The sequence below is a fragment of the Aeromonas sp. PI_26 genome, assembly GCF_027854445.1.
Taxonomy (GTDB): Bacteria; Pseudomonadota; Gammaproteobacteria; order Enterobacterales; family Aeromonadaceae; genus Aeromonas; species Aeromonas veronii.
Map to the genome: position 1 here is coordinate 34,341 of NZ_JAJNOE010000009.1, position 14,019 is coordinate 48,359.

12 protein-coding genes are annotated in these 14,019 nt (G+C 58.0%); 2 read left to right on the plus strand and 10 right to left on the minus strand.

What is annotated here, in order from left to right:
* Positions 1-128: 128 nt before the first annotated feature.
* The 9 genes from LRL22_RS11355 to sdhC form a co-directional block, all read right to left on the minus strand.
* Positions 129-1,535 (minus strand): autotransporter outer membrane beta-barrel domain-containing protein, encoded by a 1,407-nt coding sequence (locus LRL22_RS11355; RefSeq protein ID WP_270905419.1) that lies wholly within the window; start codon positions 1,533-1,535, stop codon positions 129-131.
* Positions 1,536-1,810: 275 nt separating this feature from the next.
* Positions 1,811-2,683 carry a succinate--CoA ligase subunit alpha gene (gene sucD, locus LRL22_RS11360; RefSeq protein WP_005333542.1) on the minus strand — a complete coding sequence of 291 codons (873 nt, stop codon included), beginning with the start codon at positions 2,681-2,683 and terminating at the stop codon, positions 1,811-1,813.
* Complete coding sequence (sucC, locus tag LRL22_RS11365) at positions 2,683-3,849, minus strand: ADP-forming succinate--CoA ligase subunit beta (RefSeq protein ID WP_005361097.1); 1,167 nt, start codon at positions 3,847-3,849, stop codon at positions 2,683-2,685. Before sucC ends, sucD begins: the two co-directional genes overlap by 1 nt.
* Positions 3,850-3,952: 103 nt before the next feature.
* On the minus strand, positions 3,953-5,140 hold the full coding sequence (gene odhB / locus LRL22_RS11370) for a 2-oxoglutarate dehydrogenase complex dihydrolipoyllysine-residue succinyltransferase (protein WP_270905420.1): 1,188 nt from the start codon (positions 5,138-5,140) through the stop codon (positions 3,953-3,955).
* A gap of 33 nt (positions 5,141-5,173) precedes the next feature.
* Entirely contained in the window at positions 5,174-7,984 is a 2,811-nt protein-coding gene (gene sucA / locus LRL22_RS11375) for a 2-oxoglutarate dehydrogenase E1 component (protein ID WP_270905421.1), read from the minus strand.
* A 115-nt stretch (positions 7,985-8,099) separates the two neighbouring features.
* Positions 8,100-8,816, minus strand: a complete 717-nt coding sequence (locus LRL22_RS11380; RefSeq protein WP_270905422.1) for a succinate dehydrogenase iron-sulfur subunit — start codon at positions 8,814-8,816, stop codon at positions 8,100-8,102.
* A 16-nt stretch (positions 8,817-8,832) separates the two neighbouring features.
* The gene (gene sdhA, locus LRL22_RS11385) at positions 8,833-10,599 is read right to left on the minus strand and encodes a succinate dehydrogenase flavoprotein subunit (protein WP_270905423.1); all 1,767 of its coding nucleotides are present in this window, start codon (positions 10,597-10,599) and stop codon (positions 8,833-8,835) included.
* A 1-nt stretch (position 10,600) separates the two neighbouring features.
* Entirely contained in the window at positions 10,601-10,945 is a 345-nt protein-coding gene (gene sdhD / locus LRL22_RS11390) for a succinate dehydrogenase, hydrophobic membrane anchor protein (RefSeq protein ID WP_005333558.1), read from the minus strand.
* Positions 10,939-11,316: a succinate dehydrogenase cytochrome b556 subunit gene (gene sdhC / locus LRL22_RS11395; RefSeq protein ID WP_270905424.1), complete on the minus strand. Its 378-nt coding sequence runs from the start codon at positions 11,314-11,316 to the stop codon at positions 10,939-10,941. The genes sdhD and sdhC overlap by 7 nt, the downstream gene beginning before the upstream one ends.
* Positions 11,317-11,758: 442 nt before the next feature.
* On the opposite strand from sdhC, the gene LRL22_RS11400 reads away from it, so the two are divergent.
* Both LRL22_RS11400 and LRL22_RS11405 read left to right on the plus strand, forming a co-directional pair.
* A complete protein-coding gene (locus LRL22_RS11400) occupies positions 11,759-13,045 on the plus strand; it encodes a citrate synthase (protein WP_005333572.1) in 1,287 nt (428 codons plus the stop codon).
* 92 nt (positions 13,046-13,137) lie between these two features.
* Positions 13,138-13,458, plus strand: coding sequence for a DUF4377 domain-containing protein (locus LRL22_RS11405; protein ID WP_270905425.1), 321 nt, complete (start codon positions 13,138-13,140; stop codon positions 13,456-13,458).
* A 78-nt stretch (positions 13,459-13,536) separates the two neighbouring features.
* Here the strand turns inward: LRL22_RS11405 and LRL22_RS11410 are convergent, their stop codons facing one another.
* Positions 13,537-13,977, minus strand: a complete 441-nt coding sequence (locus LRL22_RS11410) for an acetyltransferase (protein WP_270905426.1) — start codon at positions 13,975-13,977, stop codon at positions 13,537-13,539.
* Positions 13,978-14,019 lie beyond the last annotated feature (42 nt).

Genomic DNA, 14,019 nt, shown 5'->3' on the forward strand with positions numbered 1-14,019 from the left:
GTTATTCGGTATGAAGCCGTATGACCACTCCCTTTTGTTGGCAACTGTCAGGTGAATACCATCTCCATACAAGTAATTTAAATCAAAGTGCCGACCAAGATATCGGTACTTTTATCTCCCTATGTAAGTTAAAAATTCACTGCGGCGTTAAATCTAATATCCCAGAGGTCAAGCTCCTGACGCCCGATACTGTAATAACCGGTAATAACTTCAAAACGCTGATGACGCTGAGGGGCTACCGCCAGTGCAATCCGTGCAGATCCACTCCACGGAGTCGTACTTTCCATTGTCAGATTTTCATTCAGGATCTGACCATCATTGGGACGCTCAATATCATAACGAACCCCAAGACGCAGGGCCGGTATAATTTGAACACCATCGGTTGTGGTGAAAATACGACTGATATCCCCTGATGCTTCACTGGTGGCATATTCAAAAGAGTTTTCATTAACCCGCAATGTCACGTTATAAATCTGGTTTGCATAAGGCAATGAGCCTGTGTAATCAAACGCATCGGATTTATTGTGACTGTAAAAGAGGGCAAGCTTGGGCCGCAGCAGATATTCACCAACGTCGTAGCCACCGGTCAGGTTGGCTGAGATCAACCCGGTCGTTGTCTTGAAACTCCCTTTAAGGACATCGAGTTCGGTATCGTTATCAGTTCGTCCCCATGCAGCCCAGCCATCCAGCAGCCAGTGCGTATCTAGCCTATAGCCGCCATATGGCCCAACAAAGAAGCTGTCCCCCTCATTTCGTACCGAACTGCCAAACGTGCCAAGAGAGGTTTTGCTATTGGCAAATGCAATGCCGCCCAGCCCGTCTTTACCAAGGGATCTGTGTATACCGATCAAAAAGCTGTTGGCATGTCCGGATGTGTCTATCTCGTTACGATCATCGGAGACTCCGGTATGGCGTACATCAGTCCATACCTGCCACAACCCCTTTTGACTGGCAATATCTTCAAATTGGTCAAGCCCGACAACGACACGATCTGAAATACTGAGGGAGCCGCTCAAATAGCCCATCAAGGCATCTGCACTGATACTGGTCACAATATTGCGGATCGGGTCACTCCCACCACCGGTGCCACCACCACTACCACCATTGCTGCCATCCCCACCGCCGGTTCCGCCACCAGTGCCACCGTTACTGTCTCCCCCATCGATCGGGGGAATATTTGGAAATACAGGATTGTTCTGGTTTCTCGAATCGAAGAAGCAGTTGAAAGAACCATCCGCATTGAGGAGATCCAGTTTGTGAGTCCCGTTAAGGTCATCAAGTACTACAGGTGAGACACTCAAGTGCAACGACGCGCGGTTTGCATTCCAACTATCGATTTCAGATACCCCGGGAGCAGAGAGGCGAAAATTACCCCCAGAACCTGGACTTGAAAGCCATAGTGATACCGAATTGTCAGCCGAACGCCCAAGAAACTCTAGATGCTGCCCCGGTTGCCTGTTCGGGCAATCCGCCGCCCATGCTGTTGGCAAGCAGATACTGGTAAGGCAGCCAATTCCCAGAATACGTGAAATCATTATGTCCTCCTGACACTACGTTATCTCACTGACATCCTTGCGTGACTTTTAGCATTACCCACAAACAGGTCACTCGATGCAATGGGTAAAGGAACCAATCAATCTGACAAGTTCAAATCGCAGACTATTTAGTATCCACACTGTTTCTGGTCTCCTGTAATAAAATTCGTTTAGCGCCTGAATCGCGATGATTGATTAAATCAAACCACTTTAAAACCCATAAAAAATGCCGCCCATCGGGCGGCACTTTTATTAGAGAAAACGGGCTAAAGGAATTACCATCCGGTCACTTCGCGCAGGGCCTTGCCGATATCGGCCAGGGAGCGGACGGTTTTCACGCCAGCATCTTCCAGCGCGGCAAACTTCTCGGCGGCGGTACCCTTGCCACCGGAGATGATGGCACCAGCGTGGCCCATCCGCTTGCCGGGAGGCGCGGTCACACCGGCGATATAGGAGACCACCGGCTTGGTGACGTGGGCCTTGATATAGGCAGCCGCGTCCTCCTCGGCGTTGCCGCCGATCTCGCCGATCATCACGATCGCTTCGGTCTGCGGGTCGTTCTGGAACATTTCCAGAATGTCGATAAAGTTGGAACCCGGGATGGGGTCGCCACCGATACCGACGCAGGTGGACTGGCCAAAGCCCTCGTCAGTGGTCTGCTTGACCGCTTCGTAGGTCAGGGTGCCGGAGCGGGAGACGATACCCACCTTGCCCGGCTTGTGAATGTGGCCCGGCATGATGCCGATCTTGCACTCACCCGGAGTGATCACACCTGGGCAGTTGGGGCCGATCATCCGCACGCCGGTCTCTTGCAGCTTCACTTTGACGTCCAGCATATCCAGCGTCGGGATGCCTTCGGTGATGGTGACGATGAGCTTGATGCCCGCGTCGATCGCTTCTAGGATCGCGTCCTTGCAGAAAGGTGCCGGCACATAGATGACGGAGGCAGTAGCGCCGGTCGCTTCGACCGCGTCACGGACGGTGTTGAACACCGGCAGGCCCAGATGGGTGGTGCCGCCCTTACCCGGAGAGACGCCGCCCACCAGCTGGGTACCATAGGAGAGCGCCTGCTCGGAGTGGAAAGTACCCTGACCGCCGGTAAAGCCCTGGCAGATGACTCGGGTGTCCTTGTTGATCAGTACGCTCATCAGTTGGCCTCCGCTGCTTTGACGACTTGCTGCGCGGCATCGGTCAGACTCTTGGCCGCAATGATGTTGAGGCCGCTCTCGGCCAGCTTGATACCACCCAGCTCGGCGTTGTTGCCTTCCAGACGGACCACGACGGGCACCTTGACCCCCACTTCCTTGACCGCACCTATGATGCCTTCCGCGATCATGTCGCAGCGCACGATGCCGCCAAAGATGTTGACCAGCACCGCTTTGACGTTGCTGTCGGAGAGGATGATCTTGAACGCCTCGGTTACCCGTTCCTTGGTGGCGCCGCCGCCGACGTCAAGGAAGTTGGCCGGCTTGCCGCCGTGCAGGTTGACGATGTCCATGGTGCCCATGGCCAGACCCGCGCCGTTGACCATGCAGCCGATGTTGCCATCGAGGGCCACATAGTTGAGCTCCCACTGGGCGGCGTGCGCTTCGCGGGGGTCATCTTGTGACGGGTCGTGCATCTCGCGCAGCTTGGGCTGACGATACAGTGCGTTGGCGTCGATGTTGATCTTGCCATCCAGGCAGTGCAGGTTGCCCTGCGCGGTGATCACCAGCGGGTTGATCTCCAGCAGCGCGAAATCGCAATCCAGGAACATCTGGCCCAGACCCATGAAGATCTTGGTGAACTGTTTGATCTGATCGCCGACCAGACCCAGTTTGAAGGCCAGTTCGCGGGCCTGATAAGCCTGCGGACCCACCAGCGGATCGATGGCCGCCTTGTGGATCAGATGGGGGGTTTCGTGGGCAATCTTCTCGATGTCCACGCCACCTTCAGTCGAGGCCATGAAGACCACGCGGCGCGAACCACGGTCAACCACGGCGCCCAGGTAGAGCTCTTTGGCGATGTCGGTGCAAGATTCCACCAGGATCTTGGTGACCGGCTGGCCGTTGGCATCGGTCTGGTAGGTCACCAGATTTTTGCCAAGCCAGTTCTGGGCAAAAGCACGGATCTCGTCCTTGCTCTTGGCCACTTTCACGCCGCCCGCTTTACCGCGGCCACCGGCGTGTACCTGGCATTTGACGACCCAGGTATTGCCGCCAATCTTGTCGGCCGCTTCGGCCGCTTCTTGTGGGGTAGCACAGGCATAACCTTCGGAGACCGGCAGGCCATACTCGGCAAACAGCTGTTTTGCCTGATATTCATGCAGATTCATAGATGCTCTATCCGTGTTGTAGGTATTTCCGTCCGGGGCTGGTGTTTCTCAATCCCCTGTGAAGGGGGCCTGGGCGGCCCCTCGTTATCTTTCAGTTGGTTGCTCAGACGTCCAGCAGCAGGCGGGTCGGATCTTCCAGCAGCTCCTTGACGGAGACCAGGAAGCCTACCGATTCGCGCCCGTCGATGAGACGGTGATCGTAGGAGAGGGCCAGGTACATCATCGGCAGGATCTCGACCTTGCCGTCAACGGCCATCGGGCGATCCTGGATCTTGTGCATGCCCAGAATGGCGCTCTGGGGCGGGTTGATGATCGGGGTGGACATCAGGGAGCCGAACACACCACCGTTGGTGATGGTGAAGTTGCCGCCAGTCAGCTCATCCACGGTCAGTTTGCCGTCGCGGCCCTTGCCGGCCAGATCCTTGATGGCCTTCTCGATGTCGGCCAGGCTCATGTTGTCGCAGTCGCGCAGTACCGGGGTCACCAGACCACGGGGGGTGGAGACGGCGATGCTGACGTCGAAGTAGTTGTGGTAGACGATGTCGTCACCATCCAGCCCAGCGTTCACTTCCGGATAGCGCTTGAGGGACTCCACTACCGCCTTCACGTAGAAGGACATGAAGCCGAGCTTGATGCCGTGCTTCTTCTCGAAGATCTCGCCGTACTGCTTGCGCAGATCCATGATGGGCTTCATGTTGACCTCGTTGAAGGTGGTCAGCATGGCGGTGGTGTTTTTCGCTTCCAGCAGACGCTCGGCGATGCGCTTGCGCAGACGGGTCATCGGCACCCGCTTCTCGCTGCGACCGGCCAGCGCGGCAACCGGTGCGACCGGCGCAGCAGCAACCGGAGCGGCTGCGGCAGGCTTGCTCAGCACCTTGATGTAGGCTTCCACATCATCCTTGGTGATGCGACCGCCCTTGCCAGTGCCGGTCAGCTTGGCCACATCGATGTCGTGCTCGCCAATGAGACGGCGCACGGAGGGGCTCAGGCCATCGGCGCCATCATCGGCAACCGCTTCGGCCGGCTTCTCTTTGGTCTCTTCACCAGCCACGGCAGCCGCCTTGATGGTGGCGATCAGCTGGCGGGAGAGGACGGTTGCCCCCTCTGCCTGCAGGATGTCGCCCAACACGCCAGCTTGCGGTGCCGGCACTTCCAGCACCACCTTGTCGGTCTCGATGTCGACCAGCACTTCATCACGGGCAACCAGATCACCCGGCTTCTTGTGCCAGGTGGCAATGGTGGCATCCGCCACTGATTCCGGCAGGTCCGGTACCTTGATCTCGATAGTCATCTAATCAGTTCCTTGTTACTTCTTGTTCAGGGCTTAGGCCAGAGTAAGGGCATCTTCCACCAAAGCTTTCTGCTGCTTGGCGTGGACGGACATGTAACCAACCGCCGGTGAGGCGGACGCCGGACGACCGGCATAACGCAGGGTGGCTCCGGTCGGCAGCACCTCATCGTAGTTGTGACGGGTGCAGTACCAGGCGCCCTGGTTTTGCGGCTCTTCCTGACACCAGACAAAATCGGTGACGTGGCTGTAATCGGCCAGAATGGCGCGCACTTCCTCTTCCGGGAAGGGGTAGAGCTGTTCGATCCGCACGATCGCCACATCCTTCTGCTCCGCCTTGCGACGGGCTTCGAGCAGGTCGTAGTAAACCTTGCCGGAGCAGAAGACCACCCGCTTGACCGCTTTCGGATCCAGCGCGTCGATCTCGCCAATGGCGTTCTGGAAGGTGCCTTCCGCCAGATCTTCGAGCTTGCTCACCGCCAGCGGATGGCGCAGCAGGGATTTGGGCGTCATCACGATGAGCGGACGGCGCATCGGGCGCACTACCTGACGGCGCAGCATGTGGAATACCTGAGCCGGGGTTGAGGGGACGCACACCTGCATGTTGTGCTGGGCGCACATCTGCAGATAACGCTCCAGACGGGCGGAGGAGTGCTCCGGCCCCTGCCCCTCGTAACCGTGCGGTAGCAACATGGTCAGGCCGCACATCCGGCCCCACTTCTGTTCGCCGGAGGAGAGGAACTGATCCACCACCACCTGAGCACAGTTGGCGAAGTCGCCGAACTGGGCTTCCCAGATGGTGAGGCCAGCCGGCTCGGCACTGGCGTAGCCATATTCAAAGGCAAGTACCGCGTTCTCGGTCAGTACCGAGTCGTAAATCTCGAACGGACCCTGCTCGTCGTGCAGGTTGCACAGCGGGGTGTAGGTGCTGGCATCGGTCTGGTTGTGCAGCACGGCGTGGCGGTGGAAGAAGGTGCCACGGCCGGAGTCTTCACCGGTAAAGCGGATGCGGGAACCCTTGTCCACCAGAGTGGCGTAGGCCAGGGTCTCGGCAAAGCCCCAATCCACCAGCTTCTCGCCGGCAGCCATCAGACGGCGGTCTTCGTAAATCTTCTCGACCTGACGCTGCAGCACATGGGTTGCCGGATACTGGCTCACCCGCTCGCCGAGGGCTTTGAGGTGATCCATCGGCACTGTGCTGTCATAGGCCATGTTCCAGTCGTGGCCAAGATAGGGGGTCCAGTCGACGGAATGCAGCTCCATCGGCCGCCACTCCTTGCTCACCCGCTCGCCGCGATCCAGCGCTTCGCGATACTCGTTGACCAGCGTCGTCGCCTGCTCCTGGGCGAGGCTCCCCTCGGCCACCAGCTGATCGGCGTAGATCTTGCGCGGGGTCGGGTGCTGCTTGATCTTCTGGTACATCAGCGGCTGAGTCGCGCTCGGCTCGTCCGCTTCGTTGTGACCGTGACGACGGTAGCAGACCAGTTCGATCACCACGTCGCGTTTGAAGGTGTTGCGGTAATCCAGTGCAATCTGGGTCACCAGCACCACGGCTTCCGGATCATCCCCGTTGACGTGCAGCACCGGCGCCTGCACCGCCTTGGCGATGTCGGTGCAATATTCGGTGGAACGCAGGTCACGGATATAGGAGGTGGTGAAACCAACCTGGTTGTTGATGACGATGCGCACCGTCCCGCCGACACCATAGGCGCGGGTCTGGGACATGTTGAAGGTCTCGGCCACCACGCCCTGACCGGCCATGGCCGAGTCACCGTGAATGGTGATGGGCAGCACGCTGGAGCCATCCTTGTCACCGCGACGATCCATACGGGCACGGACCGAGCCGATGACCACAGGGTTGACGATCTCGAGGTGGGAGGGGTTGAAGGCGAGCGCCAGGTGGACGTTGCCACCCGGGGTGGCGAAGTCGGAGGAGAAACCCATGTGGTACTTCACATCACCGGTACCCCAGGATTCGCCATGCTTGCCGGCAAACTCGTCGAACAGATCCTGAGCGCGCTTGCCCAGCACGTTGATCAGCACGTTGAGACGACCGCGGTGGGCCATACCGATAACGGCCTCTTTGCAGCCCTGCTCACCGGCGCGACGGATCAACTCCTTGAGCATGGGGATCATGGCGTCGCCACCTTCCAGCGAGAAGCGCTTGGCTCCCGGGAACTTGGCGCCCAGATATTTCTCCAGCCCTTCGGCGGCAGTCAGGCTCTCGAGGAAACGGGTCTTCTCTTCGAGGGTGTAGCTCCCCTTCCCCTCAATGGATTCGAGACGCTGTTGCAGCCAGCGCTTCTCTTCCGTGGAGGTGAGGTGCATGTAGTCGGCGCCGATGGAGCCGCAATAGGTCTTCTTCAGCGAGGCGTAGAGGTCGGAGAGCACCATGGTCTCGCGACCGATGGCGTAGGAGCCCACATTGAAGGTGGCCTCCATGTCTGCGCCCTGCAGGTTGTGGAACCCAGGATCCAGTTCTGCAACGGTTTCACGCTGCCACAGGCCCAGCGGGTCCAGATTGGCATTCTGGTGACCACGGAAACGGAAGGCGTTGATCAGCTGCAATACCCGCACCTGCTTGGCATCCACTTGCGGATCGGAGACGGGGGCACTGTAGCGAGAGGGATCCTTGGCCAGACGACGGAAATAATCGCGGACCTGGGAGTGGGGTTGTTCAACCGCATGGCCATTGACCTGGGGCAGCTCGCTAAACAGGCTGCGCCACTCGTCGGACACGGAGTCAGGATTTTCCAGGAAGGATTCGTACAAATCCTCGATATAGCTTGCATTCGCACCAGCCAGGTGAGATGACTCCAACCAGGCCTTCATCACGCCGTTATGCATTTCTATCCCTTGTACTTCTTGTTACTGCTGCGCAGCTTGTAGGGGTCAAATAGCCATCCTGCCACGGGTGGGATGGCTATCCAGAGGTCGGGCCAGCACGTGGCCGGCCCTGATACTAAACAGCCCGATTGAGCAACATCGACTTGATCTGGCCAATCGCCTTGGTCGGGTTCAAGCCTTTCGGACAGACGTTCACGCAGTTCATGATGCCATGGCAGCGGAACACGCTGAATGCGTCGTCCAGATCCCCCAGTCGTTCGGTGGTCGCGGTGTCGCGGCTGTCAGCCAGCCAGCGGTAGGCGGCGAGCAGCCCGGCCGGACCGATGAACTTGTCGGGATTCCACCAGAAAGAGGGGCACGAAGTGGAGCAGCAGGCACAGAGAATGCACTCGTACAGGCCGTCAAGCTTGGCGCGCTCTTCGGGGGATTGCAGGTGCTCACGCACCGGCGGCAACTTGTCATCATTGATGAGGAAGGGTTTGACCTTCTCCCACTGGGTGTAGAACTGGGTCATGTCGATCACCAGATCACGGATCACCGGCAGGCCGGGCAAGGGGCGGATAACGACGTTATTGCCCTTCTTCAGCAGGTCGGAGAGCGGGGTGATACAGGCAAGACCGTTCTTGCCATTCATGTTGAGACCGTCTGATCCACAGACCCCTTCGCGGCAAGAGCGGCGGAAGGCGAGCGTGGGATCCTGCTCTTTCAACTGGATCAGTGCGTCGAGCACCATCATGTCGGAACCTTCAGGAATATCAAGACGATATTCCTTCATATGGGGGACGTTATCAACATCCGGATTGTATCTGTAGACAGAGAATGTGACGTTCATAGGGCTGGCTCCGCAATCAGTAAGTCCGGACCTTGGGCGGGAACGCCTCACGGGTCTTGGGTGACATGTTGACAGCGCGACGGGTCATGGACTCGGTGTCCGGATGATAGAGGCTGTGGCACAGCCAGTTCTCATCGTCGCGATCCGGGAAGTCGAAGCGGCAGTGAGCACCGCGACTCTCGGTACGGAAGTTGGCGGCAACCGCCGTGGCAAACGCCGTCTCCATCAGGTTGTCCAGCTCCAGACACTCGATGCGCTGGGTGTTGAACTCTTTGGAGGTGTCATCCAGACGGGCTGACTTGAGGCGTTCGCGGATAACCTTGAGCTCAGCCAACCCTTCTGCCATCGCCGCACCTTCGCGGAATACGGAGAAGTTGTTCTGCATGCAGCGCTGCAGGTCTTTGCGGATCTGCACCGGGTCTTCACCGTCACGGCAATTTTCCCAGCGGTTGAAGCGGGCCAGTGCGGCATCCAGATCCGACTCGGAAGCATCGCGGCCGTGATCCATCTCGCCCAGGGTGTTGACCAGATGCATGCCAGCAGCGCGGCCGAAGACCACCAGATCCAGCAGGGAGTTGCCACCCAGACGGTTGGCACCGTGCACCGAGACGCAGGCAATCTCGCCCACCGCAAACAGGCCGACCACCGGTACATCGTTGCCGTTCTTGTCCTGGGTCAGGCACTGGCCATTCACGTTGGTCGGCACGCCGCCCATCATGTAGTGGCAGGTCGGGATGATCGGGATCGGCTCTTTGACCGGATCCACGTGGGCGAAGGTGCGAGAGAGCTCGCAGATCCCCGGCAGACGGGATTCCAGCACCTCTTTGCCGAGGTGATCCAGCTTCAGCTTGATGTGCGGGCCCCAGGGACCGTCGCAGCCACGTCCTTCACGGATCTCGATCATGATGGAGCGGGCCACCACGTCGCGACCGGCCAAGTCCTTGGCGTTCGGGGCGTAACGCTCCATGAAGCGCTCGCCATCCTTATTGAGCAGATAGCCGCCTTCACCACGGCAGCCTTCAGTTACCAGCACCCCTGCCCCGGCGATGCCGGTCGGGTGGAACTGCCACATCTCCATATCCTGGACGCCGACGCCGGCACGCAGCGCCATACCAACGCCGTCACCGGTGTTGATGTGGGCGTTGGTGGTGGACTGGTAGATACGACCGGCACCGCCAGTCGCCAGCACGGTGGCCTTGGCCTTGAAGTAGACCACTTCACCGCTCTCCATGTCGATGGCGGTACAACCCACCACGTGGCCATCCTGGTTCTTCACCAGATCCAGCGCATACCACTCGGAGAAGACAGTGGTCTTGTTCTTGACGTTCTGTTGGTAGAGGGTGTGCAGCAGGGCGTGACCGGTACGGTCGGCCGCAGCCGCAGTACGGGCAGCCTGCTCGCCACCGAAATTCTTGGACTGACCACCAAACGGACGCTGGTAGACAGATCCGTTGTCGAAACGGGAGAAGGGCAAGCCCATGTTCTCCAGCTCATAGATAGCCTCGGGACCGGTTTTGCACATGTATTCGATGGCTTCCTGATCACCGATGTAATCGGAACCTTTTACCGTGTCATACATATGCCACTGCCAGTTGTCATCATGGGCATTGCCCAGCGCAACCGTGATCCCGCCCTGAGCGGAAACAGTGTGAGAACGGGTTGGAAAAACCTTGGACAACAGAGCGCAGCTCTTGCCGGACTGGGCAATCTGCAGCGCGGCGCGCATACCGGCGCCACCGGCACCAATCACCACCGCATCAAATTCACGAATTGGAATAGTCACCTTACACACCCCACAGCACGACGAAACCCGTCATCAGATAGACAAACAGCACCACGACCAGGGCAAATTGCAGCGCCCCGCGCAGCCCTACCGGCTTGATATAGTCAGTCAGCACCTGCCACAGACCAATCCAGGCGTGGATCAGTACGCAGAGCAGGGTCAACAGGGTGAATACCTTGGTGAATGTTTTGGCGAAGAAGCCTGCCCACACCTCGTAGGTGATGTCGTTGAACGCGACAAAGCCCACCAGATAGAGGACATAACAGGTCATGATGAGGGCGGTGGCGCGGATCAGGATGTAATCGTGAACGCCGCTGCGCCCGAAGGTTGCAGAATTGGTTACCATACAAGCACTCCCGCCAATACAGCTAGGATCGCGGTGATCACGAAGGCCACGCGGGCGCTCTGATTGCCGGATTCCAGCTCTTCCCAATAGCCCATATCCATGACCAGATGACGCAAGCCACCCACAATGTGGTATGCCAGCGCAGTCAGAATCCCCCACAGCACGAGTTTGACCAGGAAGTTGCCCATGATGGCAACCACGGTTTCAAACCCTTCGGGAGAGGCGAGTGAAGTACCAAGCATCCACAGCAAGATGCCCAGTGCAACAAAGGTAATGACCCCTGAAACACGGTGCAGGATGGATGCAATGGCAGTGACAGGAAAGCTGATCGTCTGTAGGTCGAGGTTGACCGGTCTCTGTTTGTTTTTCACGCTTGCCCACTCAGCTCCATTGAGCACGTTAGTTATTGTTTTAACTCACACTTGAGGGCACGGAATGGTGATTGTTGGTTTTTTGTTACCAAAACACTCTGAAAAAGCCAAAACGCGAGTTTTCGGTTTCACATCAGGCTTTGCCAAAGCGTTTCAAACACCCGCAGCCATGACCCACGTGGCGCAGTATATCGGCGGCCTTAACCGAAGACAATCAATTAGCTACAAAGAAAACACAAAACCGCAAACTCGATCGCATATTTAATTTAACATTTCATTAATGCCATTAATGGGGTTCCAGCAAAATTGACATTGATAAGGAACTCTGTTTCAAATAAGGCGCTCCAGCCACTTCGGTATGGGTAACAACCTTTGCCAGCGTCATAAAAGTCGTAATAGAGTAGGACTGGAACCAAATTATAAAGAGCAAAGGAGACGTGCTATGGCTGATAAGATAGCCACCCTACACCTGCCCGGAAAAGATCCGGTCGAACTGCCGATCCTCTCCGGCACCATCGGCCCGGATGTCATCGATGTCAGAAAATTGGGATCACAGGGGTATTTCACCTTTGACCCCGGTTTTATGGCCACCGGTTCTTGCAAATCTGCCATTACCTACATTGACGGGGATCAGGGTGTCTTGCTGCACCGTGGTTACCCCATCGCCCAGTTGGCCACCCAGGCCACCTATCTGGAAGTCTGCTATATCCTGCTGTACGGCGAAGCGCCGACCAAGGCCCAATATGCCGAATTCGAACGCCTGGTCACCCGCCACACCATGGTGCACGAGCAGATCGCCTTCTTCTTCCGCGGCTTCCGTCGCGACTCCCACCCCATGGCCATCATGTGCGGTGTGGTCAGCGCCCTCTCCGCCTTCTATCACGATGCCCTCGACATCAATAACGAGCAGCATCGCGAGATCTGTGCCTTCCGTCTGCTCTCCAAGATGCCGACTCTGGCCGCCATGTGTTACAAGTACTCCATCGGCCAGCCGTTCATGCAGCCGCGTAACGCCCTCTCCTATGCCGGTAACTTCCTGCACATGATGTTTGGCGTGCCGACCGAAGAGTACAAGGTCAACCCCATCGTTGAACGCGCCATGGATCGTATCTTTACCCTCCATGCGGATCACGAGCAGAACGCCTCCACTTCCACCGTTCGTCTGGCTGGCTCCTCCGGTGCCAACCCGTTCGCCTGTATCGCCGCGGGGATCGCCTCCCTGTGGGGACCGGCCCACGGTGGTGCCAACGAAGCCTGCCTGCGCATGCTGGAAGAGATCGGCTCGGTGGATCGCATCCCCGAGTACATCGCCAAGGCCAAGGACAAGAATGATCCGTTCCGTCTGATGGGCTTCGGTCACCGTGTCTACAAAAACCACGACCCTCGTGCCACAGTGATGCGTGAAACCTGCCATGAAGTACTGACCGAGCTGCAGATCAAGGATCCGCTGCTGGATGTGGCCATGGAGCTGGAGCGTATTGCGCTCTCCGATCCCTACTTCGTCGAGAAGAAACTCTACCCGAACGTGGACTTCTACTCCGGCATCATCATGAAGGCGATCGGCATCCCGATGAGCATGTTCACCGTGATCTTCGCCATCTCCCGCACTATCGGCTGGATTGCGCACTGGAACGAGTTCCACTCAGACCCGGACAGCAAGATTGGTCGCCCACGCCAGCTCTACGTGGGTCACCCGTTGCGCGAGTTCACTCCGCTCGAGCAGCGCTAACCACTGCGCTGATATGGTTTGTTACAAAGGCGGTCATTGACCGCCTTTTTGTTTGCCGCTCTAATGCCCCCTTTCGCGTTAAGGAGTCCATTATGAAACCACTGTTTATCAGCGCAGCCTTGCTGCTGACCGCCTGCCAGAGCGCCCCCGCCCCGTCACAGGGGGAGACCCTCTATATCAACAGCCAGCTGGTCGATTGCGTCGGAGTTGGCCCGATGCAGTGCATGCAGGTTCGCAGTGATGAGCAGCAGCCCTGGACGCTGTTCTACCAGAATATTGAAGGTTTCCAGTTCGAGCCTGGCTATCGCTACCAGCTCGCTGTCAGCAAGGAGCAGCTCACCGATGTGCCGGCCGATGCCCCCTCCCTGCGCTATCAGCTGATCAAGGTGGTGAACAAGGTCGCCAGCAAGTAACAAACACGATCAAAAAAACGGGGGATGGCTGATGCCATCCCCCGTTGGTTTATGGGGACTGCGCCTCATCAGGCACGATCAGGTCGGCGCCAGCATCATATGCAGCAGCGGATAGGGCTTGCCCTGACCATCCAGCGGCGAACGACCCGTCACGGTGAATCCCATCTTCAGATAGAAGCCCACCGCCTGTTCGTTCTGCTCGTTGACGTCAACCTGCGTCGCGCCGCACTGGCTGATGGCATGCGCCACCAGCCAGCGACCCACGCCACTGCCGCGCGCCTCGGGAGCCACAAACAGCATCTCCAGCTTGCCCTCGTACACTCCGCTAAAACCCGTAATCTGCCCCTCTTCTGTGCGTGCACTGTGCAGTGTCACCGCATCGAAGTAGTGCTCCAGAATAAGCGGTTTAAGCGCGAGGATCTCGGCCTCGGGCAGGAAGTGGTGGGTCGCCCGCACAGAGGCCTCCCACAGATCGATCAGGGCCGGATAATCGGCCCGGGATACCGGAACAATCGTCATGAAATGACTCGATATGATAACCAGCGGGAAGAGACATCTTCC

Excerpts from the sequence above, each read along its gene's own strand:
- LRL22_RS11380 (WP_270905422.1), bottom strand. The coding sequence starts at position 8,816 with ATGAACGTCACATTCTCTGTCTACAGATACAATCCGGATGTTGATAAC.
- LRL22_RS11400 (WP_005333572.1), top strand. The coding sequence starts at position 11,759 with ATGGCTGATAAGATAGCCACCCTACACCTGCCCGGAAAAGATCCGGTC.
- sucD (WP_005333542.1), bottom strand. The coding sequence starts at position 2,683 with ATGAGCGTACTGATCAACAAGGACACCCGAGTCATCTGCCAGGGCTTT.
- sucC (WP_005361097.1), bottom strand. The coding sequence starts at position 3,849 with ATGAATCTGCATGAATATCAGGCAAAACAGCTGTTTGCCGAGTATGGC.
- LRL22_RS11410 (WP_270905426.1), bottom strand. The coding sequence starts at position 13,977 with ATGACGATTGTTCCGGTATCCCGGGCCGATTATCCGGCCCTGATCGAT.
- sdhD (WP_005333558.1), bottom strand. The coding sequence starts at position 10,945 with ATGGTAACCAATTCTGCAACCTTCGGGCGCAGCGGCGTTCACGATTAC.
- odhB (WP_270905420.1), bottom strand. The coding sequence starts at position 5,140 with ATGACTATCGAGATCAAGGTACCGGACCTGCCGGAATCAGTGGCGGAT.
- LRL22_RS11405 (WP_270905425.1), top strand. The coding sequence starts at position 13,138 with ATGAAACCACTGTTTATCAGCGCAGCCTTGCTGCTGACCGCCTGCCAG.
- LRL22_RS11355 (WP_270905419.1), bottom strand. The coding sequence starts at position 1,535 with ATGATTTCACGTATTCTGGGAATTGGCTGCCTTACCAGTATCTGCTTG.
- sucA (WP_270905421.1), bottom strand. The coding sequence starts at position 7,984 with ATGCATAACGGCGTGATGAAGGCCTGGTTGGAGTCATCTCACCTGGCT.